This window comes from Thalassolituus sp. LLYu03 (assembly GCF_050507655.1).
Taxonomy (GTDB): domain Bacteria; phylum Pseudomonadota; class Gammaproteobacteria; order Pseudomonadales; family Oceanobacteraceae; genus Venatoribacter.
In genome coordinates this window covers 2,611,001-2,635,515 of record NZ_CP191496.1, presented here as the reverse complement: position 1 = coordinate 2,635,515, position 24,515 = coordinate 2,611,001, and the positions used below count along the sequence as shown (strand labels likewise).

Here is a 24,515-nt window from a genome sequence, read left to right as displayed (position 1 = left end):
AGCCCCCAAACCAGTGTTCAGACAGTGGCCGGACAAACCAACGACAGCGGAGCCTGCCGATGAACGATGAACAATTGCTGCGCTACTCGCGCCACATCCTGTTGCCGCAACTCGATATCGACGGCCAGCAGGCGCTGCTCGATGCGCACGTGATGATCATTGGTCTCGGCGGTCTGGGCTGTCCTGTGCTGCAGTATCTGGCCGCCAGTGGCGTGGGCCATTTATCTCTGGTCGATGACGACCGCGTTGAACTCTCGAATCTGCAACGTCAGACCGCCCATGGCAGCGACGATGTTGGCCGTTACAAGGCCGAGTCGGCCGCCGCCGAGGCACAGCGCCTGAATCCGGGAGTTCGGACCAGCGTGTATTGCCTGCGTGCCGATCAGAACTGGCTGGAGCAGATGCTGCCGTCGGTGGATCTGGTGGTCGATTGCAGCGACAACGCCGCCCTGCGCTACGCCCTCAACCGGGCGGCGCTGGCCACCCAAACCCCCTGGGTATCCGGTGCGGCCGTGGGCTTCAGTGGTCAGGTCACGCTGTTTGATGCCCGCGATCCGAAGGCCCCTTGTTACCGTTGCCTGTACCCGGCGCTCAACGAACAGCAGCTGACCTGTGCCGAAAACGGCGTAGTGTCGCCCTTGGTTGGTGTGATCGGTGCCATGCAGGCGCTGGAAGCGCTGAAATGTCTGACGGCAATCGGGCAATCTTTGTCAGGCACGCTGCTGACCTTCGATGCCTTGAGTGCCGACTGGCGTCGCTGGACGCTGCAGAAAACCGCGACCTGCTCCGACTGCCAATAATGGCAGTCGCCTGACAGTTACGCTGTCAGTCACGATTGTCATTGCCTGTTTTGTCCTGCCATACCCTCCGCCGGCCGGGGGGAAAATCCCGTGTTATCAGCCGTTTGCCGGCACCGTTAATACCTTATGCTTATACAGTAATGTTTGGCATTGCCTTTGCTCCCCTCTGATCTACACATAACAAACACGCACAGAGACAAGGGGCACTTATGGCCAGAGTCATCGTTCTTGGCGCCGGCACCGGCGGTATGGCGGGCGCTTACGAAATCCGCGAAATCCTGAGCAAAAATCATCAGGTGACGGTCATCAACGAGCGCGAAGATTTTCAGTTTGTTCCGTCCAATCCATGGATTGCGGTGGGCTGGCGTGAACGTCCGGAAATCAGCTTCCCGATCCGTCCGTATCTGGAAAAGAAAGGCATCGAATTCATCGCCTCGGCGGTGGTCACCATAGACCCGCACGCCAACAAACTCACGCTGGCCAATGGTCAGGTAGAAGCCTACGACTACCTCGTTATCTGTACCGGCCCCAAGCTCAACTTCGCTGCCATTGAAGGCGCCGGTCCGCACGGTGGTTTTACCCAGTCGGTGTGCTCGCTCGATCATGCTGAAGGCTGTTACGACAACGTTAAGGCCCTGATTGCAGAACCGGGCCCGGTGATTGTCGGCGCCATGCCGGGTGCTTCCTGTTTTGGCCCGGCGTATGAATACGCCTTTATTCTCGACACCGAACTGTGCAAGAAAAAAGTCCGCGACCGTATTCCGATGACCTATGTGTCCAGCGAGCCCTATGTTGGCCATCTGGGCTTGGGCGGTGTGGGCGATTCCAAATCCATGCTCGAAAGCGAGCTGCGTAACCGTCACATCAAGTGGATCACCAACGCCAAGGTCACCAAAGTGGGTGACGGTGTGATGTACGTCGACGAGATGAACGACGATGGAACCCTGAAGAAACAGCACGAACTGCCGTTCAAACATTCCATGATGTTGCCATCTTTCGCGGGTGTGGATCCGGTGGCTGCGGTGCCCGAGCTGGTGAATCCGAAAGGCTTTGTGAAAATTGATGAGTTCCAGCGCAGCCCGGTCTTCAAGAACATTTTCTCGGCCGGGGTGTGCGTGGCCATTCCGCCGGTGGAAGAAACTCCGGTGCCAACCGGTACGCCGAAAACCGGTTACATGATCGAATCCATGATGACCGCCATCGCCCACAACTTAGCGGCCGACCTGGATGGCAAAGGTGAAGCCAATCACCGTGGCAGCTGGAGCGCCATCTGTCTGGCTGATATGGGCAACACGGGTGCGGCGTTTGTGGCGATTCCGCAGATTCCGCCGCGCAACGTTACCTGGTTCAAGAAAGGCAAATGGGTGCATCTGGCCAAGATCGCCTTCGAGAAGTACTTCATCCGTAAGATGAAAACCGGTTCCAGCGAGCCGATTTACGAGAAGTACACCCTGAAAGCGCTGGGCATCAACCGTCTGAAAGACGACCACTGATGCGCTGAGCGCCCATAAAAAAACCGGCATCTGCCGGTTTTTTTATGTCTGTCGTTTGCGTTCGTGCGCCTACTCTTCGCCGGATTACTCTTCGCCGAACAGGGAGCAGTCGATCAGGTCGCACAGGCAGTGAATCACCAGCAGGTGCACTTCCTGAATGCGCGCGGTGACGTTGGCCGGTACGCGGATTTCCACATCGTCGGCGGTCAGCAGCGACGCCATATGGCCACCGTTTTTACCGGTCAGGGCAACGACCGTCATATCACGCTCGTGGGCGGCCTGAATGGCCTGTACCACGTTGCCCGAGTTGCCGCTGGTGGAGATGGCCAGCAGCACGTCGCCCGGATTACCCAGCGCCCGGATCTGCTTGGAGAAGATCTCGTTGTAGCTGTAATCGTTGGCGATGGAGGTCACGGTGGACGAGTCGGTGGTCAGCGCAATGGCTGGCAGGCTCGGACGTTCGCGCTCGAAGCGGTTCAGCAGCTCAGAAGAAAAGTGCTGAGCGTCACCGGCAGAGCCCCCATTTCCACAGGTCAGAATTTTGCCGCCGTTCAGCAGGGCATTCACCATTACCTGAGCACCACGCTCGATGTAAGGCGGTAACTGTTCTGCGGACAGGGTTTTGGTTTCAATGCTGGCGCCGAAATGGCCGATGATGCGGTCTTGCACAACAACTCTCCGGATGTACGAGGCTGAACATCATAAAGGAGCGGCGGGGCGAAGCCAAATAGCAGAGATTCTCAGTGTGAGGCGTCAGGCAAAAACATTTTTCAGCCAGTCGAACAGCACGGGGTCGCCGCTGGCCGAGATCACATCAAAGCGGCAGTCGGGCGGGTTGCTGCCGAACTGCTGTTGCAGGTAATGCTCGGCGGTGAGCAGCAGTTTCTGCTGCTTGCGCGGGGTGATGCTTTCGGCACCGGAACCGTGGCGGGCATTGGCGCGGTAGCGCACCTCAATAAACACCAGCACAGCGCCGTCGCGCATGATCAGGTCGATTTCACCACCACGGATGCAGTAGTTGCGGGCCACAGGCTTAAGCCCCTGCGTGCGCAGATACGCTTCGGCGGCGGCTTCAATGGCCGCGCCTTTGCGGCGGCTGGTGGCCTCATTGGCGGATGTGTTTTTGGCTGATGCTTCAGCTGCGTCAGCCGGGGTCTTTTTGCGGGAAAACCACATGGCGTCCTTGCCCTGTTGTTTTAAGCGGTTGTTGTGAGTGGGGCGTGTCTGGCGCGGGCTTCAGAAGCCCGCCAGACGGCGCGGCTTACCCGCGCGGAATTCTGTGCACTCGGTGCGGCGGTGAATGCGGCGCTCGCCGTCCAGCATCAGCGCGCCGGTGGCACCGAACATCTGACTGTGCGGGAACACTTCCAGCTGACGGATGCGCGCCAGCAGGCGGAACGAATCCACGCCCATGGCGTACAGGCGGGCATAACCACCCTGACCGTTGTTCAGAGCCGCATTCACGCTGTCGTGCAGTGCGCTCGGTTCCAGCAGCCACGGCACATCGCAGAACTGAATGCCGTTCAGGTCACGGTCTTTCTGCGAATTGGCTTCGCCGGAATACACGTGCGAGGTGGCGTACACCGGCAGGTCGCCGGCAAAGTTAAACGCCAGCGTCGGTTTGATCTGACGCGCCTGCTGCGGCAGCGCCACCATAAACACCCAGTCGACGTCTTCGCGGCGGCGCGGTTCAAATTCGGTCGGTTGCTTCAGCAGTTTGCGCATTTGCTGAAAACGCTTCTGGCTGTCGTCGACGTTCAGCAGCGCTTTGATTTCCGGGTTGTAGTCCTGACGGTTCGGGTAGAAACGCTGTTCGCCGATCTCACCGCCCAGCGCCAGCCAGCGTTCTTCAAACGCCGCGTAAATCCGCTCGCCCCAGTTGCCCTGTGGTACCAGCACCAGCGCGCGGCGGTGACCGTCGGCCCAGGCCTGCTCGGCAATCTGCACGGCTTCATCTTCCGCTGCCAGACCAAACTGATACAGGTTAGCCGGCGTGGTGCCGGTTTCGCTGCGGTCGCCGTAATTCAGCGCCAGCGTCGGCAGTGGCAGACTGGTTTTGGCCTGCAGCGCCTGCACCGCAGGCTTGCTGATTGGCCCGACCACCCACTGGGCGCCGTCCATCTGCGCCTGCACATAGGCGATCTCGGTTTCCGGGTATTGCTGGCTGTCGTACACGTTCACATCCGGCGTGGCGTAGCCTTTATCCAGCGACTCGTAATAAGCCGCCATAAAGCCATCGCGGATGGCCTGACCGGTTTTCTCCAGCGGGCCCGACAGCGGCAGCAGCAGCGCCACATGGGTCGGACGGTGCGCGGCCAGATCGCTCAGCAGCGCCAGACCGCCCGGCAGTTTCTTGCTGGCCGGATGCAGCGGGTGCTGTTTCTGCCATTGGGTAACGGCTTCCAGATGTTCGTCCAGCGTCAGGCGCGAGTTGCGTGAAATCGCTGCCAGCTGCAGCCACTGACCAAACTGGGTGTCTGGGGTTTTCTCGGCCCATTCCAGCAGCTCAAGCTCGGTAATGGCCATCAGGTCGGTCCAGATCAGTTCCTGATTCTGGTCTTTGTCTTCGCCGTCCAGCGCACCCGACAAAAAGTCGCGCTCACGGGCCGCTGCCAGATACTGGCCGGTATTCTCGTACCACGCGGCGCGCAGCAGGCTGATGCGGTTTTCCTGATCGGGGGAGGCATAAGCCATCAGCTCACCCAGCTGGTCGAGGTAGCCGGCAGCCAGTTCCGGTTCTTTGCTGGCCAGATGCAGTTCGGCTGACAGCGCCAGATAGTCGATGCGCTCTTTATGACTCAGCGTGCGTTCACCAATCAGTTGCAATTGCAGCGCGGCGTTGCCAAACTCGCCGGCGTCCAGCTCGCGCCGGACCTGCTGCAGCAGGGCTGGTGTACCTTCAGATACCGTGCTTTCACTGATGCCCACCGTGGGCTGCTGAGGCGTGGTAGAGCAGCCGCTCAGCGCGATGCACGCGCCCGCAACGAGCAAGGACAGCGCGCGGACCGTTCCGCTAATCCAGGCTTCAGGTAGATTTCCCCGCATGATTTCAGATCCCAGACTTCAGGCCGGCACGTTGTACATCGTGGCGACACCGATTGGTAATTTGGCTGACCTCACCGAACGCGCAAAGCAGGTGCTGACCAGCGTGGATGTAATTGCGTGCGAGGATACCAGACATACCCAGAAATTACTTCAGCACCTCGGCCTCAGAAAGCCGCTTCTGTCGGTGCACGAGCACAATGAACGCGAACGTGTGGAACAGGTCACATCCCACCTGCAAAGTGGCCAGACCATGGCGCTGGTGTCCGACGCCGGCACGCCGCTGATTTCCGACCCCGGCTACCCGTTAGTGGCCGCGCTGCGCGAGCGTGGTGTGAGCATTACCCCGGTGCCCGGCGTCAGCGCCATTATTACCGCGTTAAGCGCGGCGGGCCTGCCCACCGACCGTTTTACCTTCGAAGGTTTTCTGCCGCACAAAAGCGGCGGCAAACGCGAAAAACTGGATGCGCTGACCCAGGAACCGCGCACCATGGTGTTTTACGAATCCAAACACCGCATCCTCGACACGCTGGAATGCATGGCACAGGCCTTCGGCGCCGAACGTCAGGCCTGCGTCGCGCGTGAACTGACCAAAACCTTCGAGACCTTTTACCACGGCACACTGCCCGACATTCTGGCGCGCATCAGCGCCGACGAAGACCAGCAGAAAGGCGAATTTGTGGTGATGATTACCGGCAATACCAACCCCGCGCCCAGCAGCGAAGTGGACACCGACAAACTGTTCCGCTTATTGCTGGCCGAATTACCGCCGAAAAAAGCTGCGGCGGTCATTTCCGATCTGACCGGCGAGAATAAAAAAGAGCTGTACCAGAAAGCGCTGGAGATACAGGGAAAGGCGTGAGGGTTTGCGACGGTGTGGGGCCACCTGAGAAAGTATGTGGCGGACACTTGAGAAAGTAAGTGGCGGCCACTTGAGAGAGAATTGAGTGTCCGTTCTGCCGGAGCAAGATCGGCAGCCCTGTGTCAGATATTGGTTAGTCTTCGTTTCTGCCGGGTTTGATCATGTCGATATGCGGAATTCCGTCTTCATCGTATGGTTCAGTGACGGCTGTAAAACCAAACGACTCATAAAATTTTTGCAGATAAACCTGCGCGCCAATTTTTATACCCATCTGAGGGTGTTTTTCCTCAGTAAAGCGAATGGCTTCCGTCATAAGCGAACGGCCGATTTTCAGCTTTCTGAATTCTGAAATGGTCATAACGCGACCAATTGACGGTTGTTCATATTTAATGCCGGGATCAACTACCCGGGCGTACGCCGCAAGCTGATTGTCTACGGATACTTCAAGATGCCAGGCATGCAGATCCATATCATCCGTTTCCTGATATGGGCACTGCTGCTCAACAATAAAAACAGATTCTCTTGCTTTAATGATGGCAAATAGTTCGAGCGTGGAGAGGTCTTCTATTCGGGACCACTTGAAATCTAACTTCATGAGTTGATGTTTCCAAAATTCAAAAAAATTAAATTCACATTGTACAGGTAACGCCGCCAACACAGGCCGAGTGTCAGTGAGGTCCAGCCCAATGCGGCTTTTTGCATTTGGCGAATGTGTTTGGCTTTGTTATCTGTCTTCATCTTGCTCGGTCCAGCATGTTAGACAATAGTTGTCTCCTCCAATCACATTACCCTTACAGTCTGGCTCCTGACAACGAGCCCTTTCTACCTCATAATTTTGATCGCAAACCACACAGTATAAATTTTTAGAGGTTGGCGTATTGGGGTTTAAAATAGCGTAGTTTGAATCAGTTACATCGAACTCGTGATTAAGCCAATAATGGCATGATGGGCAATAGTAAGTTCTTTGTTTTAAGTTTACACCAAGCATCTCGCCAGATTTCGACTTACCCAGATATGACACAAGAAACTCAGCATATGACGTTACACTTGCCTTTTCATGGTCGCTATCATATATGCCAAATAGCGGTTCATTGAAAACATGACTTTTTAGTTGGTCCCACCATTTTCTCGGACCCCAAATGTGCACAGCAACTGTATAAAACGTTTCCAATACATAGTTTGGCGTCAGAACACCCTCAGTCACTCCGTGGGTAATCTGGTTCCGCTTTATTCTAAGGTCTTCTAATTTTGTTTTTGTTTGTGCTGTTAGATCTCCAAGCCCTAGTTCTTGATATAACACCAACAGATCATCAAATTGGTGAATGAACAATTCACTAAACTTTTTGTTTGATTTAGAAGAACCCCATTTTTTAGGCTCACCAGCCAAAAGGAGTAATGGTGAGACTCCACATATCTCTTTTTTTAAGTAATTTTCTAAGCTTAAGAAAAGTAGGGTTAAGGAGTTGTTTAGTATTCCTTGATGGTATTCCCAATAGTCTTCTTTTCGAACATCACAATCTTCAATAAAATCAAAACTTTCATCATTTGATCTAATGAGGTCGAGAGCTTGAATTAAGTACTGAACACTTTGCTTTTCGAAATCTTTTGGTTCTGGCTTATTTTGGATCATGGCTCATCGTTTTGTTTACAGATAACAGTTTATTCATAGGCATGCTCACTTACACACCTGTGTCCTTGTTTAAGTCCCGAGTCTAACCCACTGTTTCCGTTGCGAAAAGCGCGCTAATAACATTGCTATCAAGCTCTGAACGCGCACGCACACTATGACCCTGCGGTCGTCTTTACGCATTGCGCACTATCAATCTGTGCAATCTGTTAACCCATTGATTTTATTAGTCAGATTTCCTATATGCGGTGGCAATTCGTGCATGCGCGTTTGGGCGCCTGCGCGTAAACGCGCACGATTCCGACGGTGGTGCTGAATAATCTGGGGGGATATCCAGTACTTCGCTGTTTTATTAAAAGGTTTACATGCGAACTAAATATTGTTTAGATGTGAACCATTCTGCTGCATAAGCAGCAAACCAACTGTCTGAGCGAGCCGACCCGGTATGGATAAACGCCTCTTCTTTCTGCTGAACATGGCGCAGAAAAAACTCTTTCGTCACGTCGACAGCGTGTGCGAGCGCGAACTGGATGCCTCGGTCACCCAGCTGGCAGCGTTGATGATGATCTGCCAGCAGCCGGGTTGTTTGCAGAAGGATCTGGCGCAGGCACTGGAGCTGAACAAGTCGGCCATTACCGGGCTGATCGGTCGTATGGAGAAGAACGGTCTGGTGCAGCGTGCCAGCACCGACGACGCCCGCGCGGTGAGTCTGGTGCCTACTGCGGCCGGTATCGCCAAAACCCAGCAGCTAAAACCCTTAATCGCTCAGCTGAACGAGCGCTTTGCCGAGGAATTCAGCGACGACGAGCTGTTGGTGGTGCTGCGCTTTCTTAACTTTATTCTGCAGACCTTCTGAGGTTGCCCGTATGAACGTATCCGTTAATCCCGCCGCGAGCGGCGCAGTGCACGACAGTCTGAACAGCAGTCAGAACAACGGCCAGAACAACGGCCAGAACAACAACCTGAACAGCAGTCAGAACAACAGCCTGAATGGCCAGAGCATCCGCATCCGCACAAAGGCCGGTTTCGAACTGGCGGCCAAAGTATTCGAGCCGCAGGGCGCGGCCAAAGGTGTGTGCATTATCGCCCCGGCCATGGGCGTGGCCCATTATCTGTACGACGATTTTGCCCGCTGGCTGGCGGGGCAGGGCTATGTTGCGCTGAGCTTCGATTACGAAGGCATGGGCGAGTCGGTGCGCGGCCATATCAAGCACAGCAAAAGCGACAAGCTGACGTGGGCGCATAACGATTGCCCGGCGGTGCTTGGCTATGTGAAAGAGCGTTTTCCCGGGCTTGAGCGCATCTGGATCGGCCACAGCGTCGGCGGCCATCTGATTGGTTATATGGGTCATAACCCGGATATCGACCGCATTATTACCGTGGCGTCGGGTGTGGGCACCTGGTGGTACAACTCGGCGCAAACCAAACGCGTGGCCTGGTTTTTATGGTATTTCCTGGTGCCGGCGGTGGTGCCTGTGCTGGGGTATTTCCCCGGTAAAAAGCTCGGCATTATGACGGATATGCCGAAAGGCGTGATGCTGCAATGGCGCCGCTGGTGCCTGCGAAAAGAATACGCCGTGGGTGCTGAAGGCGACTGGATGCGTCAGCGTTTTGCGTCGGTGAAAGCGCCCATTACCGCCGTGGAATTCAGCGATGACGAAATGATGTCGGTGCGCAGCATAGCCATGCTGCACGGCTTTTTTACCGGTGCGCCAAAGCAGCATATCCGCGTTACGCCGCAGGACATCGGCCAGAAACGCATTGGCCATATCGGCTGGCACAAGCAACGTTATGAAGCGCTGTGGGATCAGGTGTTTGCGCCTGTGCTGAAGGGGCAGAAGGGGTAAAGCGCTGAGTGCAACTGCGCAGAAACAAGCGGCTACAAACACCTTGGGACAAACTCCGCTCGATTGTGTAATATCCGCGCCCGGAGTCGGCCAAGACAATCGCTGCCTGCGCAAGCAGGGGGAGGAAAGTCCGGGCTTCACAGGGCAGGGTGCCAGGTAACGCCTGGGAGGCGCGAGCCTACGACCAGTGCAACAGAGAGCAAACCGCCGATGGCCCACGCAAGTGGGATCAGGTAAGGGTGAAAGGGTGCGGTAAGAGCGCACCGCGCGACTGGTAACAGTTCGTGGCACGGTAAACTCCACCCGAAGCAAGACCAAATAGGCCCCCGTATGGCGCGGCCCGCGTTGGGGGCGGGTAGGTTGCTTGAGCCTGCGAGCGATTGCAGGCCTAGACGAATGATTGTCCACGACAGAACCCGGCTTAGCGGCTGACTCCTCTTATCCAAAAGCCCGTTCAGGAAACTGAACGGGCTTTTTCTTTGCGCGTCATGTTAAGCCGGGTTCCGTCGGGCCAATGATTGTCCACGACGCTATAACACAACCCTGGCGGCTTAGCGGCTGACTCCTTTTATTACGAAAAGCCCCTGCGAACTAACGTCCGCAGGGGCTTTTTCTTTTCAGCGCACCGCCGGCTCTGTCGGACAATGATTGTCCACGACGCTATAACCCCTTTGCAGTGAACCAGACGATTCGGCGGCTTAGCGGCTGACTCTTTTTATCTGAAAGTCCGCACAGGCTTTTCTTTGCGCGTACGGTGAAGCCGGCGCCGTCGGGGCAATAATTGCCAACGACGCTATGTTCCTCGTTACAGGGAACCTGACGGTTTGGCGGCGGCTGAGCCCCTGACATAAAGCCGGGCAGACGCCGCCCGGCCGGTGTTTTCTTCCCCGCGTAAAGCCATCGCTCACACATCCGCTTACCTGACATTCCGGCGTGCGCGCCGCTCAGACCGGCTTTTAACAACCTCTGGTTATTGCCCTTTGGCCGCTATACGCAATTGTTCTTAGTTGGCCGGGCCGCGTCTGCTATGCCTGAAAGACAGAAGCCAAAAAGTGGGGTGGGCTATGAGTCATCACATCGTGGTCATCAATGCGCCGGCGTATAACGGCGATGTTTATTTCAAGCGGCTGATTCAGCAGATCCGCGATAACCGGGCGAACAGCAAAACGCCGATTGTGCTGCTGAACAACAACTACCCGAACGGCCTGTCGTACGATCTGGAGGTGCCGGGGGTGCGGCTGGTGCACGGCAATCCGGCGCGCATGGAAGACATGATGCGTGCCGGTGTGGCCGAGGCGGAGCACATTCTGGTGCTGGCGCGGGACGAGCTGGAGCAGGATTCCGATTCGGTGTGCTTCGACCTGTGTTACCGCCTGAAAGAGCTGGGGCTGGCCTACCGCATTATTGTCGAGTGTGTGGACGACCAGAATCGCGACCGCTTCCGCCGTATCGGCGTGCGCTCGGTGATCCGCCCGATCCGTTCGTATCCGGAAATTCTGGTGCGCTCGATGGAATCACCGGGGGCTGAGCTGGTGATGGAAGATATGTTCACCCGCGACAACGACCTGATGATGCGTTTTCCGCTGTGGCTGGAGGGCGATCACTGGCGCGACGTGGTCACCGCCATGGTGATGGCCAATATGGGCACGCCGCTGGCGTGGGTCAGCAAAGAAGGCAAGGTGCATGTGCATCCGGCCGGCGACGAGCGGGTGTACGCACAGAGCATTCTGATGCTGGTGAAAAGCGCAGCGGCGCCAACGGATGCGGCGGTGAAAGAGGCATTCCGCCTGTATCTGAATCACCGCCACGCGGGCTGAGTCAGCGCAGCCCGACGTCTGGACTCAGAACCGGAAGCGGTTATTCGCGGATGCCGATGGCCTGCACCACGGCGCCTGTGCCTGTGTGGCCGCAGCCTTCCAGTACCGGGCGGCGCATTTCGGCCAGATGGGTAAAGTGCAGGCCCTTCAGTTCTTTCTCAAGCAGGGGGGCAGTCATCATCATGCATTCGTCTTTCGGGCCGCCGGTTTTCAGTTTCAGCTGGGCCGGCGTGTAGGCTTCGAGTAGTAACACGCCACCCGGTTTCAGGGCGCGCACCACGCGCATGTGCACGCTCTGGCGCAACGCCGGCGGCAGGTGAGCAAAGATAGAAACAATGCCGTCCCATTGCTCGACGCCCAAGTCAAAGCAGGCCAGATCGGCCACTTCGTAGGTCAGGCTCAGATGACGTTCGTTGGCCAGCTTCAGCGCTTTGCTGCGCCCGGCGGCAGAGAAATCGACCGCCGTGACCTGAAAGCCCTGACCCGCCAGCCACACGGCGTTGCGGCCTTCGCCTTCGGCCAGACACAGAATTTTGCCTTCCGGCAAAAGCCGCGCGTTCTGCACCAGAAACTGATTCGGTTCGCGCCCGTAAAAAAAGGCCTCACCGCTGTATCGCTCATCCCACATACATAACCACAGGGTAAATTGGTTATGCGCATTTTATCAGAGCGCCCTGTGCGGCATTGGCCGTGGCAACTGAATGGACTGTTGCAACGCCGCCCGCCCCGCGCCGGTTATTTCACGGTGAACGCGGGCCTTTGCCGCTGCTGCGGTTGGTTTTTCAGACGCAGCGCTTACAATCGCGTTTTCTGTGCCGGAGCGCCGTATGCCGCCCATCTTGTCCGATCAGTTGCTGAACAGCCTGCCGCCCGAGGGCGATTTGTGGGTGGGGTTCAGTGGCGGGCTGGATTCGTCGGTGTTGCTGGCGGCACTGGCCCGGCTGCCGCTGCAGGGCAGGCTGCGCGCGATTCACGTGCATCACGGTTTATCGGCCAATGCCGATGCCTGGCTGGCGCACTGTCAGCGGGTATGTGCCGGGCTGCAGGTGCCGCTGGTGTGTGAGCGGGTGACGCTTACGGATACCGGTGACGGCATCGAAAACGCCGCCCGCGAGGCCCGGTATCAGGCCTTCGCCCGTCATCTGCATAAGGGCGACACCCTGCTGCTGGCGCATCACGCCGACGATCAGCTGGAAACCTTTTTTCAGCGTCTGCTGCGCGGCAGTGGCCTGACCGGGCTGGCGGCCATGGCCTTCGAGCGTGAGTTGCAGCCGGGCATTCGTCTGCTGCGGCCGCTGCTGGGGTGGGAGCGGACTCAGTTGGAGCAACTGGCACACGATTGGTCGCTGAGCTGGGTGAACGACGAATCCAACCAGGACAGCCGTTACGAGCGCAACTGGTGGCGTAACCAGCTGCTGCCACAGATTGCTGAACGCTTTCCCGGCCGCAAGGCCAGCCTGCTGCGCTCGCTCAGCCAGCTGCAGCAGGACAAGCAGGCGCTGGCGCTGTTGCTGGCGCCGCACATCGACGCCTGCACGCAAACGCTGAGCTGGCCGCTGACCCGGCCACTGGCGCTGAATGTCGCGGCGTTGCGTTCGTTGCCGCCGGCACTTTTGCCCTATGTGGTCCGCGGCTGGCTGGAACGCTGTGCTCTGCCGCTGCCGTCGGCGCAGTGGCTGACGACCTTGCTTAATGAGGTTATGGCCGCCGGTGACGACCGCCAGCCTCAGCTGATGCTGGGTGAGCTGTCGGTGCGCCGCTTCCGCGACTGGTTATGCCTGACCGAACCTGTCGCCATGCCGGCGCCTGTGCTTATGTCGGACATCGCGCTTATCGCCGACGCCGGAATGAAATCCGACTGGGCAGGAGCAGCTCTGCAATGGTCCGCTGAGTTGAGCCAGAGCCTGCCCGCCGGTTGCCGGCTGCTGCCGGCTGAACAGGCGCGGGGGCTGACGCTGCGCATGTGCGGCCGTCCGGCCAAAGGGCTTAAAGCCTTGTTTCAGGAAGCCGGTGTACCGGTCTGGTTACGCCCGCTGTGGCCCGTGCTGGTGGCGGATGTGAACGGCGCGCCGACCCTGCTGGCGGTGGCCAATATCGGTGCCGGCGCGGGCTTGAACACGGCAGCAACGGCGGCCCATGGGCCTCTACTGCGCTGGGGCTGAGCGGAATTATTCTGTGACGCACTGGTCAGAACCGACAGAGCGTCTGGCTCTCATGCTCAGGCATGATATGCTGCCGGCGATTTTCGAAACGGTCTGTTGAATACGAGGAACTAATACACCATGCGCGGACGCGTCCTAAGCCTGATGATCGCTGTCGTGGCTCTGACTGCCTGTGAACAAACGGGTTCACCGATTCTGCGTGGTGTAAAACTGCCTTCCCCAGAAAGCCAGCAGCCGCTGGAGCCGGAGATTGACGAGTCTTCCAGCGAACAGGCGAGCGACGTGGCCGCGCCGGAAGAGCCGGTGCAGCTGAATCTGACGCTGCCGTCCATCAACTGGGACGACAATAACGTCATGCTGCAGTATTCCGTTCTGCCGGACGTCTTCCACAAAGGCAGCAAGCAGCCGTCGATGAACTGGTCGGGCAAGCTGCATCTGGATGAATCGGAAGAAGCCCGCGCCCGTCCCATCACCGAAAATATTCTCGGCGCCGAAGTCGAGCTGCAGTTACGCCTGCCCTGAGGTATTCACGGCGTTTTTAAATCGCCGCCCGGTTAAAGAAAGGTAAAAGCCGCACCGGGTACTTCTTACCGTCACGCGCCGCTGGTAGAGTTCAGCCATCTGGCCTGCAGGAAACACCGAGTGCGCACCGATCTCTTTCAGTTTCACATTTCGTCTTACTGCGAAAAGACCCGCTGGGCCCTCGATTTCAAAGGCATCCGCTACCGCAAGGTCAGCTTTATTCCCGGATTTCACATCAAACGTCTGCGCCGTCTGAGCGGTCAGACCTCCGTGCCTGTGCTGCGTTATGGACGTGACGTGGTCAGCGGTTCTGACAAAATTCTCGATTTTCTGGAAACGATTCAGCCCGAGCATCCATTGTTGCCGTCGGACCCTGTGCTGGCCCGTCAGGTACGCGAGTGGGAAAGCCGGCTCGACGACGTGGGCGCTGATGTGCGCCTTTGGAGTTACCATCATTTACTGGCGTCACCGGCGTTGGCTCTGCCGCTGCTTGGCTCGGGACAGCCGTTCTACAAACGCTGGTTGCTGAAAGCGGTGTTTCCGAAAATGGAAAAAATCATGCGCCGCTGGATGAAGATAGACGCCTCCACCGCGGCGGCTGCACAAGCCCGTATCGAAGCCATGCTGCAGGAACTGCGCGCCTGTTACAGCCAGCGTCACTTTCTGGCCGGCGAGCATTTCTCGCGTGCTGATCTCACCGCCTGCGCCATGTTTGCGCCGCTGTTTATGCCGGCCGAATACCCGGTGCCCTGGCCTGCGCGCGAGACGCTGCCGGCGCCCATGCTCAGCTGGCTGAATGCCCACGACCATTTGCTGGAACCGCTGCGCATCCGTTACGCCCAATATCGTTAATAAAAGTACCGTTAATAAAAAGCACCGCTAGTAAGAAGTACCGTTAATAAAAAGTACCGCTAGTAAGAAGTACTGCTAATAAAAAGTACCGTTAATAAAAACACGGCAAATAACGACGCAGGGCGACGGTGTACAACAGGCGGGTCAGGCAGGAAGCAAAATAAGAGAAACCCCGGCCGGCGATTCAGCCGGGGTTATTGTTCAGGGCCTCAGGCCTCAGCCGATGAACTGGCCGATGGCCAGCACACCCACGTAACCCACGCTGTAGGCCACGATCAGGGCGAAGAAATAACGGATGTAGCTGCCGAAGGTCAGTTCGTTGATTTTGCTCATGGCCACAATACCGGCGGCCGAACCAATGATCAGCAGCGAACCGCCCACACCCACGGCGTACGCCAGTGCCATCCATTCCTGCAGATTCATGCTCACGTCCGCCTTCAGCAGAGCAGCGGTCAGCGGCACGTTATCGATCACAGACGACAGCAGACCCATCAGGTAATTCGCCATCCACGCCGGCAGGTGTTCGTACACCAGCACAAAGCTGTCGAGGGCATGAATTTCTTTCAGCGAGCCAACCAGCAACAGAATGCCTAAGAAGAACAGCAGGGTGTCGAATTCGATCTGACGGATGTAGTTCATGATCGGGTGGTTTTCGGTGTCTTCACCGTAGGCACGGGCCAGCAGGAACATCACCGACAGACCGGACAGGAAGCTCAGCACCGGCGGAATATCGAACAGCACGTTACCGGCCATGGTGGCAAAAATGGTGACGATAAACACCAGACCAATGGCCATATCGACCTGCGCCAGATCGTTCTCTTTGTGCTGGATCAGCGCAACATCTTTCAGCGGCCATGACAGCATCACCGCCAGCAGCAGCACGGCCAGCACCGCCGGAATCGACAGCAGCAGCAGGTTGGTGATGCTCACTTTACCGGCCAGGAAAATCATCAGCGTGGTGACGTCGCCGGTGATCATAGACACACCGCCGGAGTTCACGGCAAACACGGCGACTGTGGCGAAACGCAGGGTTTTCGGTGCCGGCAGGTTCAGCGACAGAATCAGGGCCACACAGATCAGGGTGGCGGTGATGTTGTCGGCCAACGACGAAAACGCAAAAGCGAACAGACCGGTCAGAATCAGCAGTTTGCGTTCTGAAATCTGCTTCGGCAGAAATTTATAAATCAGGCTTTCGATCAGCCCCTTTTTGTTCAAGTACGCCACGAAGGTCATGGCCGACAGCAGGAACAACCAGAGACTGGCGATTTCGCCGATGTTCTCCTGCAACCCCTCACGCACCAGTTCGTGGGTGTGTTCATCCGACGAGAAAGCAAACAGCAGCACCCAGGACAGGGAACCGAGAAAGAGCACTACCTGTGCTTTGTTAATGTGGATGACTTCTTCCAGAACCACGGCCAGCAGGCCTGCAATCGCCAGAGCGATCAGCAGATAGGGGAGTATTTCAGGCATGAAAACCTCGGGTAAAACTTCGGAGGTTGCCGGCCACGAGCGGACCGGCAGGACGCCCGGCATTGTAGGCAGGCCAGCGGTTAAGGCAAAGGCATTTTTCGGCCAGTGGTGTCAGACCATGGCCGTAAAGACAGTGACAACGCCGGACGTTGTGGCGGTGAGACAGACTGTTCGCAAGAAAGTGCCGAAGCGCTCAGTATTCCTTCCAGCTGCCGCTGTTGAGGGAGTCGTTCCACTCGCACAGCAGTTCCGACAGGGCATGGGCCTGACGCTGCAGGAAGTGCAGTTCGTCGAGGGTATTTTTTTCGCCGGTGTACAGCGGCAGGGTGCGCAGTTTGGCAACCAGCGGGTGATCCGGAATCTGCATTTTATTGCGTTCCAGTGTCCAGCGGATGTTGCTGGTCAGCATACGGAAGAAGCTGATTTTGGTGCGCAGGCTGAACAGGGTGAAATCGTCGATATCGCTGAAGTGCTGGTAATCGATACCGGCCAGCAGGGCGGTGCGGCCACTCACTTTAATAGACGCAGAGCGTTTGAAATTCAGCACCATGGCCATTACGCCGAACATTTCGCCGGCGTTAATTTCGTTGATGACGTCACCGCTTTCATCGTCGGCCATCACCGCCAGCTGACCCTTGAGCAGGAAATACAGCACGTTGGCGTCATCGCCACGATGCAGAATCACTTCATCCTGATCCGCTGCCACGAACTGAGTCACGCTCATCAGCAGTTCAAACTGCGATGGGTCGGTGTGAATCAGATCCTTGAAGAAGGTGACGCCATTCACGATACGGTGCAGGGTATCGATTGGGTACTCTTCACGGGTAATGCGGCGCATGATGTCTCCGGTGTAAATATTTGTAGCGAATATAGCACGCTGGTGTCGTGAAAAAAGACAGCAAAGATCAATAAATCAGGCCGGAATTCAGGATGTGATGTTTTTCCCAGCACGCGCTTTCAACATTTGCGCCTGCCCGGGCATGAACTACTTTACCGGTGTTTCAGGCTCTGACTGACGCCATATTGGCGGGCTCATGTGTCAGTCCGGTGTAATTACGGCATTAAAGCCTGCGCAGCGCGTCTGGCTGACGATCTGGCTTGCGGTGCTCCCCTTTCTGCACACGCACAGACGCTTTTCAGGGTGCTGCGGCACTTTGTCCGCTTTGTGAGATATCGGACCGTCAGAGATGACGGTCCGGCAGACGGAACTGACGCATGGTGCTTTCCAGAGCGTGTTTCAGCGAGTCGAGGCGCTGGTTAACCTGCTCCACCTCGGCGGCTTCGTCGTGACACTGGCGGGCGGTGGCCACCATGTTCTGCATATCCGCCGACACGGCTTTTAAGGTCGACGACTGTTCTTCCGCCGCCGAGGCCACCATGTGAATTTCGCCATTAATGGTTTTCATGTGGCGCACAATCTGACTCAGGGTTTCGCCGGCCTGCTGCGAAATACCCGACCCCTCATCGGCGCGGCGTGAGGATTCACTCATCTTGTCGGCCGCCTCGTTGGTGCCTTCCACAATCTGCCCGATCACGTTGGCAATCTGGCGCGACGATTCCGCCGAGCGGTTGGCGAGGTTGCGGACTTCATCGGCGACCACGGCAAAGCCCCGGCCCTGTTCACCGGCGCGGGCGGCTTCGATGGCGGCGTTCAGCGCCAGCAGGTTGGTCTGCTCCGAAATATCACTGATCACACCCAGCAGCTGGTTAATGCCGTTCACCTGATCCTGCAGGCTCACCACCTGCTGGCAGGCACTCTGCAGGTCGGTGGTCAGTTTCTGGTTGGCGCTGATCATCTGCCGCATCTGTTGCTGACCGCTGGACGCCAGTGTTTCGGTTTTGTGGGTTTCATCGGCCACCCGGATACAGCCCGAGGCGATGTTGTCGGCGCCGCCTTCGACCTGAGCCAGCGCTTCCATAATGGCGTTGCTGACGGTGGCGGTGCTCGCGGTTTCGCGCGACAGACTGGCCGACAGGCTGACGCAGCTCTGAATGCCGCCGCCCAGATCGCTGGCGTTGCGGTCTACGGAGCGCACGATCTGGGTGATTTTTTCGACGAAACGGTTGAATGAGCGGCCAATGGTGCCGAGCTCGTCCTGCTGACGGCCGTCGACGCGACGGCTGAGGTCACCGTCGCCGTCGGCAATTTCGCGCAGGGTGCTGGCCAGCTCGCGCAGACTGCCCAGTACCCGGTGACGTATGTACCAGGTGGCGGCGGCCAGCAGCGCCAGACACAGGGCCAGCATGCTGACCATAATGGTGCCTGTGGTGGTGCGCACGTGATCGAGGTTAGCGGTTTCGCCTTCCACTTTGGCGTCGGCCTGTGCTTCCACTGTTTGCAGCGTTTCCAGTAAATGTGCCGAAGCGTTATTGAAGCCTGTCAGCGCCTGTTGCATGTCGCGCAGATGAGCGATGGTTTTACTCAGCTGCAGGTTGTGGGCATCGACCAGCTGGCTGTAGGCGCTGCTGATAGTGCCGCCGCTGAAGCCTTGCGGCGCCGGTCCGTTCAGGCGCTGACTGGCGATCAGGGAGGCGCGACCGTTATTGAGGAAACCGGTGGCTTCTTCCATCTGGGTTTCCAGAGCGGGCGATACGCCGTCATTGATCATGCGTTCCAGCACGTGCAGCTGCCGGTAGAAGCCGATGGTGGCTTCCATACCGCCGTCGGCCGCCATCCAGCGTCCGGCAATGCCGTCGGCCCAGCTGAGCAGACGGTCGGGTTCGTTTTCCAGTGCTTCCATCTCCTGATCGCCGGCTTCTTCAATCTGCTCGCTCAACGTCACCAGTCGTTCAGCATTGGCATTCATGCGGGCACGCTCGGTGGTAAAGGCCGCGAAGGCGCTGCGCACGTCATCGCCAGCCTGATAAAAGGCGTTGAGGCCGGATTCCAGTGCGCTCACTGAGTTCGCCTCCAGCAGACCACTGGCCACCATGCGTCCGAAGGCATCGGAGGCTTCACGGCGGATGTCGTCCATCTGGCGGGTATTGAGTTCCTGCGCTGTGTAAAGCTCGTGCATCAGCAGCATTTCGCGCTCGACCAGAATGGCGGTTTCCATCGAGCCGTCGGCGGCGTCCCAGGCGGGACCTGTGATGTATTCCAGGGCGTTGCTCAGGCTGGTGCGCGAGTACTGGCCGGCGCTGAACAGCGACACAAACAGAATGAGCAGCAGGGTAACAAAGAGGGTGGCGCGTTTGGCTAACGACATGGTGGACTCCCGCGGGGCTGGACCATCAGCGGCAGCGCAGACCCGGTCTGTCCGTTCATCCGTGATGGGTCTTACCGGTATAGGTCAGGGAGGGGGAGTTTTCCAGCGGGGAGGGCGCTGCCGGAGATGACTCTCCGGCAGCTGGGGGCGTGCGGCTTATTCGACGCCCTGACTCTTCAGGTATTCGTCGTAGGTACCGTGGAAGTCGACGATCTTGTTGTCGCGGATTTCCAGAATACGGGTGGCCAGCGAGGATACGAACTCACGGTCGTGGGAGACGAACAGCAGGGTGCCTTCGTACATTTCCAGCGCCAGGTTCAGCGACTCGATGGATTCCATATCCATGTGGTTGGTCGGTTCGTCCATGATGAGTACGTTGTGGTTACCCATCATCAGCTTACCGAACAGCAGACGGCCTTTTTCACCACCGGAACACACTTTAACGTTCTTCTTGATGGCGTCGGCGTTGAACAGCAGGCGGCCCAGAGAAGCACGTACCGCGGTTTCGTCCTGAGATTCGGTTTTCCACTGTTCCATCCACTCGAACAGGTTTTTGTCCTGGTCGAATTCGTATTCGTGGTCCTGCGCGTAGTAACCCACGTCGGCGTTCTCGGCCCATTTAATGGTGCCGTTGGATGGCTGAACGTGGTTCACCAGACATTTGAGGAAAGTGGTTTTACCGACACCGTTGGCACCGATTACCGCGATTTTCTCGCCGGCTTCGATCATCAGATCCACGCCTTTGAACAGGGCATCGCCGCCTTCATAGGTGTGGCCCAGACTGGTGATTTCCAGAGCGGTACGGTGCAGTTTCTTTTCCTGATTGAAACGGATAAACGGGTTCTGACGGCTGGATGGCTTGAACTCGTCGATCTTGATCTTTTCAATCTGCTTGGCACGGCTGGTGGCCTGCTTCGACTTGGAGGCGTTGGCCGAGAAGCGCGATACGAACTGCTGCAGTTCGGCGATCTGGGCTTTCTTCTTGGCGTTGTCGGCCTGCTGACGTTCACGCGCCTGAGTAGACGCGATCATGAAGTCGTCGTAGGTGCCCGGGTAAATCTTGATATCGCCGTAGTCGATGTCCGCCATGTGGGTACACACGGAGTTCAGGAAGTGACGGTCGTGCGAAATGATGATCATCGTGCACTTCATGTTGTTGAGGATGCCCTCAAGCCAACGGATGGTGTTGATGTCCAGGTTGTTCGTCGGTTCGTCGAGCAGCAGGATGTCCGGGTTCGAGAACAGCGCCTGAGCCAGCAGCACCCGCAGTTTCCAGCCCGGCGCCACTTCGCTCATCGGACCGTTGTGCAGTTCACCGGCAATACCGGCACCCAGCAGCAGTTCGCCGGCGCGGGATTCGGCGGTGTAACCACCCAGTTCGGCGAATTCACCCTCAAGCTCAGCGGCGCGCATGTAGTCGTCTTCGGTGGCTTCGAGGTTGGCGTAAATGGCATCACGCTCTTCTTTGATGGCCCACAGTTCCTTGTTACCCATCATCACGGTGTCGATCACAGTGAACTGTTCGAACGCGAACTGATCCTGACTCAGTTTGCCCAGACGCTCGTTCGGGGTAACGGACACGTTACCGGCGCTCGGTTCCAGAGATCCGTCCAGAATCTTCATGAAGGTCGACTTACCGCAACCGTTGGCGCCGATCAGGCCGTAGCGGTTGCCGTCACCGAATTTGACGGAAATGTTCTCAAACAGCGGCTTGGCGCCAAACTGCATGGTGATATTGGCTGTGGCAATCACAAAGGAATCCTGAAATCTGCGGTTTACGGGAAAGCGCGCGATTATACGCATTTCTGGCTGAAAAACGAACGGAAGGCGGCGCACAACGCTGGGTTCCGCCAGCGGATCAGCGTGCATGCGCTGAGGCGGCGGCCTGCGGCGTGGTGCCGGCTGCGTTGAGGGGGCCGTGAGGATGCATTGGGGGACGTTGAAGGTGCGTTGAGCGGCTGTGGACGCGCAGACGTGGTACCGCTCAGTCAGGTTGCGGCGGCTGTCACCCGATGCCTGCGGCGGGTCTTAATGCAGCCCCTTCTGGCCGCTGTACCAGTTTTCCAGCACGTCGAAGGCCATCGGCTTGCCGATGTAGAAGCCCTGCGCAATGTCGCATTGCTTCATGCGCAGCAGCTCCATCTGCGACAGGGTCTCGATGCCTTCGGCCACCACTTCCAGTTGCAGGGCGTGGGCCAGCTCGATGATGGCGGCAATGATGTGGCTGTCGGTGTCGTCACTCTGAGCGCGGGCGAAGAACTCTTTGTCGATCTTCAGGGTGTCCACCGGCAGGGTGCGCAGATACGCCAGCGACGAGTAGCCGGTGCCGAAGTCGTCGATGGCAATTTTGACCCCAAGGGCCTTCAGCGAGGCCAGAATCTGATGGGCCGACTCGCTGTCGGCAATCAGGTCGTTCTCGGTGATTTCCAGCATCAGGGTTGAAGGTTTCATACCCACGGCCGCCAGCAGGCGGCGCAGCTTACCGACCAGACTGTCGTCGGTGAACTGCCTTGGTGACAGGTTAACGCTCATCATCAGCGCCTTGCCGAAACGTTTCTGCCACTGGGCAGAAATGGATATGGCCTCCTGCAGCACCCAGTCGCCGATGGCGGAAATCAGGCCACAGTCTTCGGCGATGTGGATAAAACTGTCGGGACCGAGCAGACCTTTCTGCGGGTGGTTCCAGCGGATCAGGGCTTCGACACCGGCGATGGTGCCGTTGGAAACATCGATCTGCGGCTGGTAATAGAGCACAAATTCTTCGTTTTCGATGGCCTGACGCAGCTCGCTTTCCAGCGCCAGCCGTTCGGTCATGCGGGTATTCATTTCGGCGGTGAAAAAGCGGAACACGCCTTTGCCCTCGGCTTTGGCCTGATACATGGCCTGATCCGCGTGGCTGATCAGGGCCTGCGAATTTAGGCCGTCTTCCGGGTAGTGGGCAATGCCGATGCTGGCACCGATATAGATATCGTGGCCTTCAATACGGAAGGGTTTCTGAAATTCGCGGATGATTTTTTCGGCCACGGTAATGGCCGAGCGCTGGTGGCTTTGTTGCTCGAGCAATAACACGAACTCATCGCCGGCCCAGCGCGCCAGCGTGTCGCAGTCGCGACAGCGTTTTTTCAGCCGGTCGCCGACCATGCGCAGCAGCAGATCGCCGGCGTTATGGCCGAGTTTATCGTTCACGCTTTTGAAGCGGTCGAGGTCGATAAAAAACACCGACAGACCGTCGTCGTTGCGCTTGTGCAGTTGCAGGGCGTATTCGAGTTTTTCCATCAGCGACAGGCGGTTGTCGAGACCGGTAACGCCGTCGAAGCGGGCCATGCGGAACAGCCGCTCTTCGGCTTTTTTCTGTTTGGTGACATCGCGGAAGAAAATATAAAAACGGGTCTGCTCATCCGGATGGGGAATCACGTTAAACGAGGCTTTTAACGGAATGGTTTTGCCATCGCGGTCGGTCAGCTCAATTTCGCGTTCCTGCTCATGATGCTCGGCCAGACGCTGAATGCGCTTTTCGGCATTGCCGTTGCGGAAATCCTGTTCACTGACGGCGTCGATGTAATGGTAAATACAATCGCCGGTCAGTTCGTTGCGGGGGGCGCCGATTAAGCGCACGGCGGCGGGGTTCACACTGATGATCTGACCGTCGGTATCAAAAATAATAATACCGTTCTGGGTGCTGTTAAAAATGGTCAGTAATTCGTGGTCTTTTTCTTTCAGGTCGGTGACCAGCTGGCTCAGGGTGTCGGACTGGGTGCGCAACGTGCGTTCGCGCAGGTCCGAGGTGCTGATGTCGAACACCGAAATCACGCAATACTGGCTGCCGTCCTGTTCCAGCGGCTTGATCTGAATCGACTGCACAATGCGCTGGCGGCGCTTACGGCTGACGATGGATTCGGTAAACAGCGGAAAGGCGACTTTCATCAGTTTGGCCGACAGCAGCGACGGGCTGTTCTGATGCAGGGCTTTCTGAATGGCGCGGTCAATGCGGCTGGCGGTCAGCTCCGGAAAAATATCGAGCAGCGGTTTGTTCAGTACCTCGGCAGCGGCCATACCCGAGCGCTTTTCCATCCAGGTATTCCAGCTGATGATGCGGGTGTTCTGATCCAGTACCAGAATGCCGGCGCTGACGCTGTTGATGATGTGCTGGTGGAAGCTGCTTTTCATAAACCGTCCGTGGTCGGAGTCAGAGATTCATCCGTGTTCTGATGTGGTCGTAGAGTTTAACCAGGGTATTTTTCGGCTGGAAAAACATCAGTTGCGCGGTGGCATTTTTGGCGACCACGGTAAAGGCAATGGTCAGTAATAAAATACGTTCATCGGCGTTGCTGAGCAGGTCTGTTTCCTGCGTCAGTTCGTCGAAGGTGCCGTATTCGCAATCGGGTAATTCGGTGGTCAGACGGATGCTGAGCAGGCTTGATAACGCGTAAATAACACCGGATACGGCAACGTTGGTCAGGTCGAGCAGCATTTCTTCTTCGGTGGCGGCAAATTCCAGACGCTGCTCATCGTTGTCGGGCAGCAGACCGTTCAGCAGATTCAGACTTTCTTTTTCGCTGAAAAACAGCACCGCCTCGCCGTCGATATCCCCACTGAATTGCTGACGCACAAAAATGGCTTTGCCGTCGCGGCGCATGGCCTGAGTGATGGTCAGTGCCTCGTCTTTGGGGATCATCGACGCTTTCGGCACGTGCAGCACAATGCGGCTGCCGGAGATTTCTGACAGCTCTTCAATTACGTGCCCCAGACCCAGATTGATGGATTCCGCCAGCAGGTCCAGCGACAGGGCTTCAACCTGTTCATCGTTGGTCATGG

General features: G+C 57.4%; 21 protein-coding genes and 1 other RNA gene. 10 read left to right on the top strand and 12 right to left on the bottom strand.

Annotated elements, in window-relative coordinates:
- Positions 1 to 59: 59 nt before the first annotated feature.
- Positions 60 to 800, top strand: coding sequence for a HesA/MoeB/ThiF family protein (locus ACQUQU_RS11940; protein ID WP_430459916.1), 741 nt, complete (start codon positions 60 to 62; stop codon positions 798 to 800).
- 209 nt (positions 801 to 1,009) lie between these two features.
- Positions 1,010 to 2,293, top strand: coding sequence for an NAD(P)/FAD-dependent oxidoreductase (locus ACQUQU_RS11935; protein ID WP_430459915.1), 1,284 nt, complete (start codon positions 1,010 to 1,012; stop codon positions 2,291 to 2,293).
- Positions 2,294 to 2,377: 84 nt separating this feature from the next.
- Here ACQUQU_RS11935 and ACQUQU_RS11930 read toward each other — a convergent pair whose 3' ends face one another.
- From ACQUQU_RS11930 to ACQUQU_RS11920, 3 genes are all read right to left on the bottom strand, one after another.
- Positions 2,378 to 2,962 (bottom strand): phosphoheptose isomerase, encoded by a 585-nt coding sequence (locus ACQUQU_RS11930; protein ID WP_430459914.1) that lies wholly within the window; start codon positions 2,960 to 2,962, stop codon positions 2,378 to 2,380.
- Positions 2,963 to 3,046: 84 nt separating this feature from the next.
- Positions 3,047 to 3,469, bottom strand: a complete 423-nt coding sequence (locus tag ACQUQU_RS11925; protein WP_430459913.1) for a YraN family protein — start codon at positions 3,467 to 3,469, stop codon at positions 3,047 to 3,049.
- Between the two features lie 60 nt (positions 3,470 to 3,529).
- On the bottom strand, positions 3,530 to 5,221 hold the full coding sequence (locus ACQUQU_RS11920) for a penicillin-binding protein activator (protein WP_430459912.1): 1,692 nt from the start codon (positions 5,219 to 5,221) through the stop codon (positions 3,530 to 3,532).
- Positions 5,222 to 5,336: 115 nt separating this feature from the next.
- Between ACQUQU_RS11920 and rsmI the strand changes: the two genes are divergently transcribed.
- Positions 5,337 to 6,197, top strand: a complete 861-nt coding sequence (gene rsmI / locus ACQUQU_RS11915) for a 16S rRNA (cytidine(1402)-2'-O)-methyltransferase (RefSeq protein ID WP_430459911.1) — start codon at positions 5,337 to 5,339, stop codon at positions 6,195 to 6,197.
- 133 nt (positions 6,198 to 6,330) lie between these two features.
- Here the strand turns inward: rsmI and ACQUQU_RS11910 are convergent, their stop codons facing one another.
- A complete protein-coding gene (locus ACQUQU_RS11910; protein WP_430459910.1) occupies positions 6,331 to 6,792 on the bottom strand; it encodes a GNAT family N-acetyltransferase in 462 nt (153 codons plus the stop codon).
- A 129-nt stretch (positions 6,793 to 6,921) separates the two neighbouring features.
- Positions 6,922 to 7,827: a hypothetical protein gene (locus ACQUQU_RS11905; RefSeq protein WP_430459909.1), complete on the bottom strand. Its 906-nt coding sequence runs from the start codon at positions 7,825 to 7,827 to the stop codon at positions 6,922 to 6,924.
- A 442-nt stretch (positions 7,828 to 8,269) separates the two neighbouring features.
- On the opposite strand from ACQUQU_RS11905, the gene ACQUQU_RS11900 reads away from it, so the two are divergent.
- From ACQUQU_RS11900 to ACQUQU_RS11885, 4 genes are all read left to right on the top strand, one after another.
- Positions 8,270 to 8,680 (top strand): MarR family winged helix-turn-helix transcriptional regulator, encoded by a 411-nt coding sequence (locus tag ACQUQU_RS11900; RefSeq protein WP_430459908.1) that lies wholly within the window; start codon positions 8,270 to 8,272, stop codon positions 8,678 to 8,680.
- 10 nt (positions 8,681 to 8,690) lie between these two features.
- Positions 8,691 to 9,671: an alpha/beta hydrolase family protein gene (locus tag ACQUQU_RS11895; protein WP_430459907.1), complete on the top strand. Its 981-nt coding sequence runs from the start codon at positions 8,691 to 8,693 to the stop codon at positions 9,669 to 9,671.
- Between the two features lie 82 nt (positions 9,672 to 9,753).
- An RNA gene (gene rnpB / locus ACQUQU_RS11890) (RNase P RNA component class A) lies at positions 9,754 to 10,111 on the top strand.
- Positions 10,112 to 10,735: 624 nt separating this feature from the next.
- A complete protein-coding gene (locus ACQUQU_RS11885) occupies positions 10,736 to 11,488 on the top strand; it encodes a TrkA-related ion transporter (protein WP_430459906.1) in 753 nt (250 codons plus the stop codon).
- Between the two features lie 40 nt (positions 11,489 to 11,528).
- Here ACQUQU_RS11885 and ACQUQU_RS11880 read toward each other — a convergent pair whose 3' ends face one another.
- Positions 11,529 to 12,116: a class I SAM-dependent methyltransferase gene (locus ACQUQU_RS11880; RefSeq protein ID WP_430459905.1), complete on the bottom strand. Its 588-nt coding sequence runs from the start codon at positions 12,114 to 12,116 to the stop codon at positions 11,529 to 11,531.
- A gap of 199 nt (positions 12,117 to 12,315) precedes the next feature.
- Between ACQUQU_RS11880 and tilS the strand changes: the two genes are divergently transcribed.
- The 3 genes from tilS (at position 12,316) to ACQUQU_RS11865 (ending at position 15,024) form a co-directional block, all read left to right on the top strand.
- Complete coding sequence (gene tilS / locus ACQUQU_RS11875; protein ID WP_430459904.1) at positions 12,316 to 13,650, top strand: tRNA lysidine(34) synthetase TilS; 1,335 nt, start codon at positions 12,316 to 12,318, stop codon at positions 13,648 to 13,650.
- Positions 13,651 to 13,770: 120 nt separating this feature from the next.
- Entirely contained in the window at positions 13,771 to 14,172 is a 402-nt protein-coding gene (locus ACQUQU_RS11870) for a hypothetical protein (RefSeq protein WP_430459903.1), read from the top strand.
- A gap of 120 nt (positions 14,173 to 14,292) precedes the next feature.
- Positions 14,293 to 15,024, top strand: a complete 732-nt coding sequence (locus ACQUQU_RS11865) for a glutathione S-transferase family protein (protein WP_430459902.1) — start codon at positions 14,293 to 14,295, stop codon at positions 15,022 to 15,024.
- A 216-nt stretch (positions 15,025 to 15,240) separates the two neighbouring features.
- Here ACQUQU_RS11865 and nhaD read toward each other — a convergent pair whose 3' ends face one another.
- From nhaD to ACQUQU_RS11835, 6 genes are all read right to left on the bottom strand, one after another.
- On the bottom strand, positions 15,241 to 16,494 hold the full coding sequence (gene nhaD / locus ACQUQU_RS11860) for a sodium:proton antiporter NhaD (protein WP_430459901.1): 1,254 nt from the start codon (positions 16,492 to 16,494) through the stop codon (positions 15,241 to 15,243).
- 193 nt (positions 16,495 to 16,687) lie between these two features.
- On the bottom strand, positions 16,688 to 17,332 hold the full coding sequence (locus ACQUQU_RS11855) for a cyclic nucleotide-binding domain-containing protein (protein WP_430459900.1): 645 nt from the start codon (positions 17,330 to 17,332) through the stop codon (positions 16,688 to 16,690).
- A 343-nt stretch (positions 17,333 to 17,675) separates the two neighbouring features.
- Complete coding sequence (locus ACQUQU_RS11850) at positions 17,676 to 19,700, bottom strand: methyl-accepting chemotaxis protein (protein ID WP_430459899.1); 2,025 nt, start codon at positions 19,698 to 19,700, stop codon at positions 17,676 to 17,678.
- Between the two features lie 156 nt (positions 19,701 to 19,856).
- Positions 19,857 to 21,452, bottom strand: a complete 1,596-nt coding sequence (locus tag ACQUQU_RS11845) for an ABC-F family ATPase (protein ID WP_430459898.1) — start codon at positions 21,450 to 21,452, stop codon at positions 19,857 to 19,859.
- A gap of 276 nt (positions 21,453 to 21,728) precedes the next feature.
- Positions 21,729 to 23,867: an EAL domain-containing protein gene (locus ACQUQU_RS11840; RefSeq protein ID WP_430459897.1), complete on the bottom strand. Its 2,139-nt coding sequence runs from the start codon at positions 23,865 to 23,867 to the stop codon at positions 21,729 to 21,731.
- A gap of 19 nt (positions 23,868 to 23,886) precedes the next feature.
- Positions 23,887 to 24,513 (bottom strand): hypothetical protein, encoded by a 627-nt coding sequence (locus ACQUQU_RS11835; protein WP_430459896.1) that lies wholly within the window; start codon positions 24,511 to 24,513, stop codon positions 23,887 to 23,889.
- Positions 24,514 to 24,515 lie beyond the last annotated feature (2 nt).